The following is a 12,305-nucleotide window of genomic DNA, read 5'->3' as shown; positions in this document are numbered from 1 at the left end:
ACGCCCCCTGAGGATTTCAGGGGGCGTTCGGCATATCGGGCCTAGTCCGCCTCGCCGTCGAGTTGGTCGAACCGGTAGGTGACTCCGGTGAGCCGTTCGGATTCGGCCCACAGCTGGGCCGCCAGCTCGGGATCGCGGGTGCGGTCCCCGGCCGCGTTCGGCACCGGGTAGCCCTTGGTCGAGCCGGTGGGGCCGTAGAAGTCACCGCCGCGCACGCCGGGGTCGGTGGCGGCGCGCAGGCTCGGCAGCGCACCCATCTCGACGGTCTGCATGACGATCCGGAACACCCAGCGCAGTGAGGGCCGGGACAGGAAGGCGACTGCGGGACCGAAGTTCTGGGCGAAGTCGGATTCGGCGGCGCCCGGGTGGGCCAGCACCGAGATCAGCGGGCTGCCGGTGCCGTTGAGCTGCCGCTGCAGTTCGAATGCGAAGCTGGCGTTGGCCTGCTTGGACTGCGCGTAGGCGGGGTATGCCTTGTAGGTGCGCCGCTCGTAGGTGAGGTCGTCGAGGTCGAGCCAGGTGCCCTTCTGCGCGGGGACCCCGCTGGTCACCGTGACGACGCGGGCCTGCGGCGCCGCGTGCAGCAGATCGAGCAGGAGTCCGGTGAATGCGAACGGGCCCAGATGGTTTGTGCCGAAGGTGGTTTCGAACCCGTCCTCGGTGACGGTCCGCTCCCGGCTCAGCGTGCCCGCATTGTTCACCAGCAGGTCGATCTGCCCGAAGTCGTCGTGCAGCCGTGTCGCGGCCCGGTGGACCGATTTCAGCGACGTCAGATCCAGTTCCACGAACGGCAAGTCGGCGTCCGGCGTGGTCCGGCGGATGGTTTCCGCCGCGGCCGCGGCCTTGTCGGCGTTGCGGCAGGCGAGGACCACCCGGGCGCCGTGTTCGGCGAGCCGCAGCGCGGTCTCCAACCCCAGCCCGGCACTGGCCCCCGTCACAATGGCGGTGCGCCCCTGCAGATTCGGGATGTCGGCGGCGGTCCACGGCGCCTTCTTGTTCTCCACGTGCTGCATCCTGACCGGTCGGGTTTCACTCAACTCTGTGACCTTAACCCGGTCCCCGGTGGGCCGCAGCCGCGCCGAGCCGCGGCCCCTACGCGAAAGTGAGCCGCGCGATCAGATGGCGGTGGTTCCGGACCAGCGGCAGCCTGCGCCACAGGCCGAGCATCACCGGTGAACACCAGCCGCGTCCAGGGTTGCGCGGGTCGGTCAGGCCCACATCAAACCTCCGTTGACATCGAGAATCGCCCCGTTGACGTAGGAGGCGTCGTCGGAGGCCAGGAATACGGCCGCCTGCGCGGCCTCCTCGACCCGTCCGGCCCGGCCCAGGGCGAACCGCTTGCGGTAGGCGGCCCAGACCCGGTCGTTGTCAGCCAGCCGACCGCCCATGCCGGCGTCGAGAATGCCGGGCGAGAGGGCGTTGACCCGGATTCCGTACTGCCCCAGTTCGATTGCGCTGGTGCGGGTGAACATTTCGATGGCGGCCTTGGTGGCGCTGTAGCCGGCCGCGCCCTTCGCGATCCGGGTCGCCATGGACGACGACATATTGATGATCACCCCGCCCCGCTCCTTCATGTGCGACACAGCCGCGCGGGTGCACAGGAAGGTTCCCGTGAGGTTGGTGGTCACCATGGCGTTCCAGTCCTCGGGGTCGAGCTGCTCGATCAGCCCGTCCCGGCTCACCCCGGCATTGGCCACCACCACGTCCAGTCCGGACAGCGATTCCGCGGCCGCGGCCATCAGCTGCTCGACCGCCGCCGGATCGGTGACATCGGCCGGATGGAACAGGCAGCGGTCCGGGTATTCCTCCTTGAGGAGCTGGTAGTCCCCGGCCGTACGCGCCGAGCACATGACCGACGCGCCCTCCGCGAGAAACGCTTTCGTGATCGCGAAGCCGAGCCCCCGGGTGCCGCCGGTGACGACGGCGGCCTTTCCTTCGAGCCGCATCACGAGTCCTCCGATTTCGTTCGGGTCAATACCACGTCAGGACCGCCGCCCCGGCGCTCATGCCGCCGCCGACGCCGGCCAGCAGAATGCGCTCACCGCGTTGCAGCGGGCGTTCGAGATGGCTGCTGTGCAGGGTGATGGGAATGGAGGCCGCGCCGGTGTTCCCGTAGCGGGGAGCGGTCAGCGGCACCCGGCCGGGATCCATGCCGAGTTCCCGGATACAGGTCTCCAGCAGCCGAGTGTTGGCCTGGTGCAGGATGATCCGGTCCATCTCGGCGAGCGTGAAGCCGGATTCCGCCAGCGCCTCCGCGATGAGTTTGGGCAGCATGGTCAGCACGTAGTCGCGCACCGCACGGCCGTCCATCCGGAACAGCCGCTCGCCCGCGGGAACCTCGACGAGAGAACGTAATTCACCGTTGGTGACCAGACGGCTCGCGTGCAACCCGTAGCCCGGCGGCACCGGTCCGACCAGGGTCGCGCCCGCACCGTCGCCGAACAAGCTCACGGTCTTGCGATCGGCGCGGTTCATGATCCGCGAGTAGATGTCGGCCCCGACCACCAGCGCCGGGTCCGCCCGCTCCCCCTCGCGTTCCAGCAGTCCGGCGGCGACGGTCAGGGCGAAGAGGTAGCCGACGCACACCGAGTTCAGATCGAAGGCGGGTATGCCGCTGAGCCCCAATTTGTGTTGCAGCGCAGCGGCTGTCGCGGGCTGCGGCTGATCCCCGGTCGAGGTGGCGACGATGACGCTGCCGATCCGCGGCCAGGTCTCCCGGGGCCCGAGCAGGTCCAGGGCGGCTCGATGGGCCAGATCGGAGGTGGCCGTCTCCGCGCCGGCGTAGCAGCGGGTGTCGATCCCGGTACGTTCCCCCACCCACTCCGGGGTGGTGCCCGCCCACTCCGAGATGGCGGCATTGCCGATCTCGGCGGGCGGCAGGTAGGCGCCGGTGCGCAGAATACCGACCGCCATCACAGGCACACCGGTAGTTCGGCCAGCTGCCAGACCGCCGATCCGCCGTGCCAGCACACCTCCAGACCCAGTGATCTCGTTGTCCCCGAAGGGAATCGGCGTACGGGACACCGCAGCATATCCATAGAACCTCTCTCATCGGCGTAGCGCGTGACTGTGCTACTCCGCCAACCAGTTTCACGGCCGACCGTCTCCAATTGCCGCTGGCCATGCGCAGATCTATTGCGTCTCAGCGACTTTCAACACCCATGACCCCCCCACCCACTCCGTCGCCACTGTAACTCGTTCTACAGCTTGATGCAGAGCTTGGTTCGGCAAATCCGCTGTGACCAAACACATATGGACTCACAGACATCTTTTGACTAGGTCACGTTTCGCTTCTTGGACTGCAGTGGATTTCGTCGAGAGTGCACACGCCGACGTTGCGCCGCTCGCGGACGAGCATGTCCCGAGCAGCCCCAACGGATTACGGGGCAAGGTGGTGCACGGCATATTCACGACGGCCCGCCAAAACCATACTAATGCGGAGGAATACCGCGAAGCGCTCATAGCAGCCGGCTTCGAAGATGTCGGGGTCTACTCCATCCGCCATCACGTCTTCCCGCAATATGCGGAATTTGTCAGCAATAGGTCCAGGCAGCCGGAAACGAAGCGAATCAATCCGTTGACTCGAATGTTTTTCGGTAGCAGAGGAGTCTCGTTCCGGGCCCCTTGGCTGGACTACATCGTGGCCGTCGCAGAAAAGCCGTCTGTGTGAGTCGACTTGGGGTAGAACACGAAACGCGGAACCTCTGATGCACAGAGGTTCCGCGCTTCCGCCGGTGTCGGTGGCTCAGACCGTCTTGATGTCGGAGACCAGCCAGTGGCCGTCCTTCTTCGAGAGTTGCACCTGCAGACGGTCGCTGGCGAGCGTCTCCTGTGCCGAATCCGCGCTCGAGAAGCGCTGATCCGCGATCACCAGCACGGTCGCGCCGTCGCGGGTGGAGTCGATCACGCCGGTCGCCTGCACGATGGTCTGGACGTTGAGCTTCTTCTCCTTGGCCGCGGGAATGGCCTGCTCGTTGATCACCTTCATGTAGGAATCGCGGTAGGCGCCCGACAGCCGGTCGGCGACCTTCGGCAGTTCCTTTTCGGCGGAATCGTAGTTGTAGGTGAAGAGGTCCTCGACCGTGTCCTGTGCGAAAGCGGCTGCGGAAGTGCGGTTTCGTTCAGCGGTACGGTCGGACCAGAAGCGGTCGGCGACGAGCGATCCCACCGTCACGGCGGCGACGAGGAGCACGCCGGCGACGGCGATCATGATGGAACGGGCATTGATCTTCACGGCACCAGCTCCCACGACGAGGCGGTCACGGTGCCGCCGCTGCGGTTCACGGTCACTCGGAAGCGGTAGTCCTTCTGCATCGGACCGTTGGACGCGGCATTGGACACGGTCTGCTGGGCCAGCAGCAGCACCTTGGCCGAATCGGCGCTGTCGCTCTCGATGGCGGCGGAGATGATCTTGCCGGAGGACTGCACCTTCATCTGCTCGAAGACCTTCTTGTAGCTGTCTTTATTGGCGGCGAGGTCGTCCTTGAGGCCGCCGCCCGCTACCGCGAACAGCCGGTCCAGGTCGGGCCCGGCGGTGTCGGCCTTGACGGTGACCATGTCCAGGTACGCCTGCTTGGCGACCTGGATGTATTCGGCGCGCCGCGCGCTCAGGTCGTCGGCATGCTGTTGGTGGTAGTAGAAGAGGCCGCCCGAACCGATCAGCACCAGCGTGGAGAACAGGGCGACCACCGCGGCGATCGAGCCCGCCCAGCCGAGCGAGGCCCGCGCCCGCTGGAAACTCGACTTCGGTTCGCCGCCTGCGGATTCGGCCGGCGCGTCGACGGCCGGCTTCGCGTCCTCGACCACCGCGACCACGAATTCCGGCTCGGCGGTGACGGATTCGGCGGCGGCGGACGCGGTGTCCGCGACCGCCTCGACATCCGCGACGTCCGCGACCGCCGGCTCCGGCTCGGCGGCCGGGCTCGACGCCACGGCCGCTGCCGTTTCCGGGCTCATCGCGGCGACCGAGGTCTGCTGGACCTCGATGCCCGCGCGATCATCCTCGACGGGCGGGCCCGCCTGCCGCACAACGCGTCGCCGGGTGCGGGTTCGATTTGCTGGGGTTTCGCTCATGGCGTTGGCTCCTGAAGCAGCTGTTGCCAGCTCGACGGCACCCTGGTGGAACCATCTGCATTGACGTCTCCCCGACGGTACACGTGACCATCAGGTCCGACGAAGGTACCGGTGCCCGGATCCTCGTGTGCGATGAAGGGTGCGCTCTGGTCGCCGAGCAGCTTGTCCAGCGGCTGCCCATTGTTGTCCACCTTGTTCGGCGGACCGAACGGCGGGTTGTCGCCCTCGGGCTGGTAGCCGTTGGGATCGTGGCAGAGCTCGGGGGTCGGCGCGCGCTTGCCCGGCACATCCACACACGGGGTGTTGCGGATACCGCGCACGGCCTCCTTGGCGTTCTGCGGCACCTTGCAGTACATGTTGCTCGGGGTTTCGATCTGCGAGGTATCGGCGGGCGAGCGTCGCTCCGACGCCGGCAGGAAGCCGGTGGTGCAACCCGGCGGGTCGTTCAGGCCGAGCATGAAGTCGACCATGGCGCCGTACTGCACGGGCCCGCGAATGGCGGTCAGCAGTCCCGACAGCAGCGGCGGATAGATGACCAGGACCTGCTCGAGCCCGGCGTGATAAGTGAGCCCGACCTGGCCGACGCTGAGCATATTGGCGAGCATGATCGGCAGGGTCGGCTTCAGGTCCTGGAAGGTCGAGTTGACCTTGTCCAGCGTGGACGGCGTCTTCTGCAGGATCGCCTTCAGCGACGGATCATGTTCGCGCAGTTGGTCGGTGACGGCGGCGAGATCCCTGGTCCAGGCCCGGACATCGTCCGAGGTCTGGTTCTGGGTGTCCAGCAGCGGGCCGATCTTGTCCAGCAGATCCTTGGTGGCGTCGGTGTTGTCCTTGGCCGACTGCACCAGCAGCGACGCCGAATCGATGAAGCGCTGCAGATCCGGCCCCGCGCCGTTGAAGGCCACGAAGGCGTCGTTGATGACCTCTTGCAGCTTGGTATCCGCGACGGTGGACAGCAGCCGGTCGGCCTGGTCGAGCATGGCGCCGACGTCCTGCGGCAGCTTGGTCTGCTCCACCGGGATGACCGAACCGTCGTGCAGGTTGCCGCCCTTGGGATTATCGGCCGGAACCAGATCCACGAACTGCTCACCGATGGCCGACACGCTCTTCACGTAGGCGGTCACATCGGACGGGATCTTGTAGTCGCTGTCGATGGAGAGCTTGGCGTCCACACCGGCCGAGGTGAGTTTGACGTCCTCCACCTTGCCGATATTGGTGCCGCGGTAGGCCACGTTGGCGGTCGGGTACAGGCCGCCGGTCGCGGCCAATTGCACGGTGACGCCGTACCTTCCGATACCCAGCATGGCCGGGAGCTTCACGTAGTCGCCGCCCATGACGGTCAGGCCGATCACGGTCAGCACCGAGAAGATGGCCAGCTGCACCTTGACGAACTTGGTGAGCTTCACTTCCCGTCACCCCCTTGCTGTGCGGGCACGGTCAGGCCCGGAATGGCCGGCAGACCTGGAATCGGCGGCAGCCCGGCGATACTCGGGGTCGGCGGCGGCGTGGTCGGCTGTGGCGCGGTCTTCAACGGATCGGTGAGCGGGTCGCCGATGCCCTGCGGGGTCTTCGCTCCGGTGATCCCGGTGCCGAGGGTGGCCTGGGCGCCGCCCAGGCTGCCGCCCAGCGGCGTGCCGGTGAGGAAGTTCGAGTCCAGCCGGGCGCCGGTGAGGTCGACGGTCATGAACAGGTTCATGTAGTCGCCCTTGATGACCTTGTCGATGTTCTTGATCGGGAACGGGAACGACAGCAGCCACTGCAGCGATTCGGCGAGTTTGCCGCCGGTCGAGGCCAGCGACTGCAGCGCGGGCTCCAGGTTGGACAGGTCCGCCTTGAGGTTGTCGCCGCCCTGATCGATGACCTTCTGCACGGTGTCGCTCAAACCACCCAGTGCCGTAATGGCTTTGGTGATGTTCTCGCGGCGGTCGGCGAGCACGGTCAGCGCCGGGTGGATCTGAGTGATGGCCTTGGTGACATCGTCCTTCTGCTGCGCGAACACCCCGGCGAACCGGTCCAACCCGCTCATGGCGGCGATGATGTCGGCCGTCTGCTTGTCCAGGGTGGTGGTCAGCTGATTCAACTGCGGCAACAGATCCCGGATCGAATCGGTGCGGTTCTTGAAGGTGGCGTCGAGTTCCTTGGTGATCGTCTCCACCTGGGAGATGCCACCGCCGTTGAGCACCACCGACAGTGAGGACAGCGTCTGCTCGGTGGTCGGGTAGGCCGCGGCGCGGTCGAGCGGGATCAGGTCCCCGTCCTGCAAACGGCCTTGCGCCGGCTGATCGGCCGGTGCGGCCAGCTCCACGTGGTTGGAGCCCAGCAGACTGGTCTGCCCGATGCGCGCGATGGCGTTGGCGGGCAACGTGACTCCCTTGTCCAGGGAGAGGGTGACCAGGGCGTGCCAGTTCTCGACCTCGATCCCGGTGACCGAGCCCACCGCCACGTCGTTCACCATGACCGGCGAATTACGGGTCAGTGTGGTCACATTCGGCATCTGGACGCGCACGTGCCAGGCGCCCGCACCGGTGCCGGGCGCACCCGGCATGGACACCGAGTTCAGGCCGTCCCAGGAGCAACCGCCCACACCGAACAGCGCGACCAGGCTGATCGCCGTGCCCGCCAGGCGAATTCGTCGGCGACTGGTCATCGTCCACCTCCAGTCAGCAGATCGGCGAGGGACTTGGGCGAGGCGACCGGCGCACCGTCGGCCGCGGGGGCCCGGTTGGCCAGGTCCGGCGTGCTGTAGGTGAGCTGATTCGGGAACGCGTTCTGCTCGGTCGCCGGATTCACCAGCAGCGGAGGATAATTCATCATCAGCGACTGGATGACGGGCGCCAGGTACTGCTTGCACAGCTCGGCGCTGTGCTGGGAATCGTTGACCGGGTCGGCCTCGACGCCACCGCACAGGAATGCGGTCGGGTTCGCGAAGTTCGGTGCGCCCAGGGCGCCGGTTATCGTGCCCTGCGCGGGCTTGTAGAGCTGGTAGAAGTTCGCCAGCGCGGTCGGGGCGGAGTGCATGATACGTTCCAGTTCCGGCTTCTTGTCCGCGAGGATCTGGGTGGCGTCGGCCAGCTTCTGCACGCTCTCGGTCAGTGCGCCGCCGCGCTCGTCCAGGAACCGCTTCACATCGCCGATGGCCGAGTCGAGATTGTCCAAGCCGGAACCGAGATCGGTCGAAACATTGGCGAGCACCGAGGAGACCGAGGCCAACCGGCCGCCGAACTGCACGATCTGATCGTTCGACTTGGACAGCACATCGACGAACTTCTGCAGGTTCTGGATGGTGCCGAACAGGTCGGTGCGACCGTCGGAGAGCGTGCTCAGCGTGCTGGACAGCTCTTTCAGGGTGTCGCGGAAGGCCTGGGCATTGCCATTGCCGAGGTTGTCGGCGGCGGTATTGATGGCCCGGCCGAAGGAGCCCTGCTTGTCCTCGCCGATCGGGCCGAGGGCGGTGGACAGCTTGGTCAGCTCGGCCTTGATGTCGTCCCATTCCACCGGAACGGCGGTGCGCTCCACGGGAATCGACGCGCCGTCGCCCATCTTCGCGCCGCCGGTGTAGGCGGGCGCGAGCTGGATGAAGCGCGCCGACACCAGCGACGGCGAGATGATGACGGCCTTGGCGTCGGAAGGAACGTCGACACCGCGGTCGACCGTCATCTTCACGGTCACCCGGTCCTTGCCGGGATCGATGGAATCGATGCGGCCGACCTTCACGCCGAGCACCCGGATCTCGTCACCGGCGTAGAGGCCGTTGGTCGAGGGGAAGTACGCGGTGATGTGCTTCTTGCCGATATCGGAGACGAGTCCGTATACCAGCCACCCGGCCAGCACGACCACCACGGCCAGGGCCGTGAGCTTGGTCCACCGCGGCAGCTTGCGAATGGCGTTCATCGCGGCGGCTCCTGGGGGTTGGTCTGAACTTGGAAGGCGCCGTTGAGCATGTTCTGCAGCGAGTCGGGCAGATGCTGCGGCCAGACCATGGAGTCGACCAGAACCTGCAGGGCCGGGCTCGCGCCATTGGACAGGTAGGCCTGGAAGTACGGTCCGGAGCCGACCTGCTCACCGAGCGCGGCCTCGAACGGGCCGAGCTCGTCGACCGCCTTGCCGATGTTTTCCTTGTTCTTGATCAGCAGCGCCAGCACCGAATTCAGCTTGTCCAGCGTCGGTTTCAGCTGGGCCTCGTTGTCGGTGACGAAGCCGGTCAGCTGCTGCGCCAGGCCGTTGATGTAGACGATGAGCTGGCTCAGTGCCGAGCGGCGGGCGTCCAGCTCGCCGAGCAGGGTATTGCCGTCGACCAGCAGCGAATTGATCTGCAGCGCACGGTCGCCCAGCACCTTGGTGACGTTCTGGGCATGCGAGAGCAGATCGGTGAGCGCCTTGTCGCGAGCGTTCAGGCTGCGGGAGAGCGCGGTGACGCCGTCCAGCGCCGAGCGCAGCGGTCCCGGGGTGTCGCTGAAGGCTTCGGACAGGGTGTCCAGGGTCTTGTTGACCTGGTCGGTGTCCATGCCCTTCACGTCGGTCGCCAGATCGCCGAGGGCGTCGGTGAGCGAGTACGGAGAAGTGGTGCGCTCCAACGGGATCGTCTGATCCTCACGTAGCGCGCCGTCACCGGTCGGCACCACCTCGAGCGACTTGCGCCCCAACACGGTGTTGGTCTTGATGGCCGCGGTGGTCTTGGTGCCGAGCACGATCGCCTCGTCGAGGCTGAACCGGACCTTGACCTTCGCGCCGTCCAGTTTCACCGACTCGACCTTGCCGGACTTCACGCCGGCCACCTGCACCTGGTCGCCGGGCAGCAGCCCGCCGGCATCGGCGAAGTAGGCGCTGAACTGCGCGCCCGAGCGGATGAACGGCAGCCGGTCGAACTGCAAGGCGGTCAAGCAGATCGAAACCACCAGCACGATGCCGACGACGCCGATATTGATCAGCGGTGAGCGTTGTTGGTTCAATTTGCCGCGCACCTTCCGGTGTTCTGACCGCCCGGCAGGGTGATCCGTGTGGTGCCGCCGCCGGGGGCGTCCACGATCAGGGCCGCGCCACAGACGAACATATTCAGGAACGAGCCGTAGGAGCCGATCCGGATCAGCTTCTTGTAGGTCTCGGGCAGCAGGTTCAGGACGTAGTTGACGTCGTCGCTCCGGTCGTCGAGATTCTGCGACAGCGTGCCGAGCTGCTGGAAGTCCGCCTTGAGATCCGGGCGGGTCTGCATCAGCAGATCCTGGAGACCGCCTGTCGCCCCGGCCAATCGGGGCAGGGCGTCACCGATCGGATCCTTGTCCGCCGCGAGCCCGCTGACCAGCCGCTGCAATTCGGTCAGCGTGGTCTGGAAGTCCGCGTTGTTCTGATCGATGGTGCCGAGCACCGTCTTCAGATTCTCGATCACGCTGCCGATCAGGGCATCCCGATCGGCGAGGGTCTTGGTGAAGGAGCCGCCGCTGTTGAGCAGCGACACCAGCGTGCCGCCCTGACCCTGGAACACCTGCAGCAGCGCACCGGTCAGATCGTTCACCTGGTCCGGATTCAGGCCGCGCAGCAGCGGTTTGAAGCCGCCGAGCAGCAAGTCCAGGTCCAATGCGGGCTTGGTCTGGCCGATCGGGATGGTGGCGCCCTTGCCCAGCGATTGCGCCGTGCCCGGGCCGTCCATCAGTTCCAGGTAGCGGTTGCCGACGAGGTCCTCGTAGCGCACCGCGGCCTGGGTGCCGGAGTAGATCCGGTACTGACGGTCGAGGTCGAAGTCGACGTGCGCCAGATGGTCCTTGCCCACGTAGACGCGGCTCACCGAGCCCACCGGAACACCGGCGATGCGCACCTTCGCGCCCGGCAGCATTCCGGACGAGCTGGCGAAGATCGCGTGGTAGCCGGTCGCGCGGGAGAAGCGCACCTCGCTGAAGACCACCCCGAGCGCGGCCAGCACCAGCACCATGATCAGGGCGAAGATACTCAGCTTCACCGTGGTGCCATGCGGTTTGAACTTCACTTGCCCACCCCCGGAACATCGCCGAACAGCAGCTGGAACACCCGCGGACCGTTGAGGCTGGTGCTCGTCGGCGGCGTCCACACCTCACCTTCGGAGGTGTCGGTGACGAGGAAGTTGGAGTGGCTGCCCGGCACCCGATCGAGAATGTTCTCGCAGTGCGGGCCACCGGTGGCATTCACCTTCGGCAGATCCTTCGGGTACGAGTACGGCGTGCCGCCACCCATGAAGCCGGCGTTCAGCGTCACGTACGGGCCGTCACCACCGAAGATGCGGTTGCCGTCCGGCAGTGCGTTGGCCGCACCGACGACCAGGCAGTACAGGGCCGGGTTGTACTCGTTGAGCAGTTCGGTGGTCGGGCGCAGCACACCGAGGGTGTCCACCAGGGCCTTCTCATTGTCGGAGAGCACGCCGCCGGTGTCGTTGGCCAGGCCCACCAGGTTCAGCAGCACCTTGTCGAAGTTGTCCTTCTCGTCGACGATGGTGCCGCCGGTGGTCGCCGCGTTTCCGGTGGTGCGCAACAGATCCGGCGCGACATCGGCGTACAGGTTGGTGACGCCGACCGAGGTCTGCAGATCGCGCTGCAGGTCGGGCAGGCTCGGATTGAGGCTCTTGAGCACGTCGTCACTGTTCACCATGAGCTGGCCCAGCTTGTCGCCGCGGCCCTGCAGAGCGGTGCCCAGCGCGGTCAGCGTGGCATTCAGCTTCTCCGGCTGCACCTTCGCCAGCAGATCGTTCAAATGCTGGAAGAGCGTGTTGAATTCGACCGTCACCGCACCGGCCTGCACCACCGCACCCGGCTCGAGGGAATCGGTGGAGGGGTTCTGCGGTTCGATGAAGTTGACGTACTTGGCGCCGAACACCGTAGTCGAGTTGATGTCGACGGAAGCGTTGGCGGGCACCATCTTCAGCTTGTCCGGATCGACCGCGAGATCGATGCGGGCGCCGTCCGGGCCGTCGGTGATCTTGGAGACCCGGCCGATCTCGACGCCGCGGATCTTCACCTTGGCGTCCTTGTCCATGACCAGGCCCGCGCGCGGGGAGGCGATGGTGACCTTGACCGTGTTGTCGAAGCCGCCCGCGAAGGCGACCAGGCAGATCGCCACCGCCGCCACGATGGTGAGCACCAGGCCGGCCCCGGCGAGCCGGATGACCCACCCCTGTTCGAGGTAGGGCTTGGGCTTCGGTTTCTGGACGAACGGTGAACCGATCGGGTTCACCACGCCGCCTTGCTGTTGGACCATGTCGTGTGTCCCGC

General features: G+C 66.4%; 12 protein-coding genes. 1 reads left to right on the top strand and 11 read right to left on the bottom strand.

The window, feature by feature from the left end:
- Positions 1 to 41: 41 nt before the first annotated feature.
- From ACWEQQ_RS16280 to ACWEQQ_RS16270, 3 genes are all read right to left on the bottom strand, one after another.
- Complete coding sequence (locus ACWEQQ_RS16280; RefSeq protein ID WP_452348842.1) at positions 42 to 1,013, bottom strand: oxidoreductase; 972 nt, start codon at positions 1,011 to 1,013, stop codon at positions 42 to 44.
- A 195-nt stretch (positions 1,014 to 1,208) separates the two neighbouring features.
- A complete protein-coding gene (locus ACWEQQ_RS16275; RefSeq protein WP_452348759.1) occupies positions 1,209 to 1,946 on the bottom strand; it encodes an SDR family NAD(P)-dependent oxidoreductase in 738 nt (245 codons plus the stop codon).
- 25 nt (positions 1,947 to 1,971) lie between these two features.
- Positions 1,972 to 2,913 (bottom strand): 3-oxoacyl-ACP synthase III family protein, encoded by a 942-nt coding sequence (locus ACWEQQ_RS16270; RefSeq protein ID WP_452348758.1) that lies wholly within the window; start codon positions 2,911 to 2,913, stop codon positions 1,972 to 1,974.
- A gap of 391 nt (positions 2,914 to 3,304) precedes the next feature.
- Between ACWEQQ_RS16270 and ACWEQQ_RS16265 the strand changes: the two genes are divergently transcribed.
- On the top strand, positions 3,305 to 3,670 hold the full coding sequence (locus tag ACWEQQ_RS16265; RefSeq protein ID WP_452338236.1) for a hypothetical protein: 366 nt from the start codon (positions 3,305 to 3,307) through the stop codon (positions 3,668 to 3,670).
- 75 nt (positions 3,671 to 3,745) lie between these two features.
- Here the strand turns inward: ACWEQQ_RS16265 and ACWEQQ_RS16260 are convergent, their stop codons facing one another.
- Genes ACWEQQ_RS16260 through ACWEQQ_RS16225 form a run of 8 tightly spaced genes read right to left on the bottom strand, consistent with a single transcriptional unit; the run spans position 3,746 to position 12,291 of the window.
- Entirely contained in the window at positions 3,746 to 4,234 is a 489-nt protein-coding gene (locus ACWEQQ_RS16260; protein WP_452338237.1) for a h domain protein, read from the bottom strand.
- A complete protein-coding gene (locus ACWEQQ_RS16255) occupies positions 4,231 to 5,073 on the bottom strand; it encodes a hypothetical protein (RefSeq protein WP_452348757.1) in 843 nt (280 codons plus the stop codon). The genes ACWEQQ_RS16260 and ACWEQQ_RS16255 overlap by 4 nt, the downstream gene beginning before the upstream one ends.
- A complete protein-coding gene (locus ACWEQQ_RS16250; RefSeq protein ID WP_452338239.1) occupies positions 5,070 to 6,479 on the bottom strand; it encodes an MCE family protein in 1,410 nt (469 codons plus the stop codon). Before ACWEQQ_RS16250 ends, ACWEQQ_RS16255 begins: the two co-directional genes overlap by 4 nt.
- Complete coding sequence (locus tag ACWEQQ_RS16245) at positions 6,476 to 7,720, bottom strand: MCE family protein (RefSeq protein WP_452338240.1); 1,245 nt, start codon at positions 7,718 to 7,720, stop codon at positions 6,476 to 6,478. The genes ACWEQQ_RS16250 and ACWEQQ_RS16245 overlap by 4 nt, the downstream gene beginning before the upstream one ends.
- Entirely contained in the window at positions 7,717 to 8,964 is a 1,248-nt protein-coding gene (locus ACWEQQ_RS16240) for an MCE family protein (RefSeq protein WP_452338241.1), read from the bottom strand. Before ACWEQQ_RS16240 ends, ACWEQQ_RS16245 begins: the two co-directional genes overlap by 4 nt.
- The gene (locus ACWEQQ_RS16235) at positions 8,961 to 10,022 is read right to left on the bottom strand and encodes an MCE family protein (protein WP_452348756.1); all 1,062 of its coding nucleotides are present in this window, start codon (positions 10,020 to 10,022) and stop codon (positions 8,961 to 8,963) included. Before ACWEQQ_RS16235 ends, ACWEQQ_RS16240 begins: the two co-directional genes overlap by 4 nt.
- Complete coding sequence (locus tag ACWEQQ_RS16230; RefSeq protein WP_452338243.1) at positions 10,019 to 11,050, bottom strand: MCE family protein; 1,032 nt, start codon at positions 11,048 to 11,050, stop codon at positions 10,019 to 10,021. The genes ACWEQQ_RS16235 and ACWEQQ_RS16230 overlap by 4 nt, the downstream gene beginning before the upstream one ends.
- Positions 11,047 to 12,291, bottom strand: coding sequence for an MCE family protein (locus ACWEQQ_RS16225; protein WP_452338244.1), 1,245 nt, complete (start codon positions 12,289 to 12,291; stop codon positions 11,047 to 11,049). The genes ACWEQQ_RS16230 and ACWEQQ_RS16225 overlap by 4 nt, the downstream gene beginning before the upstream one ends.
- Positions 12,292 to 12,305 lie beyond the last annotated feature (14 nt).

The organism is Nocardia sp. NPDC004123, from assembly GCF_053603795.1.
Note: the sequence above shows the minus strand (reverse complement) of the source record. Positions and strands in the feature narration are given on the sequence as shown.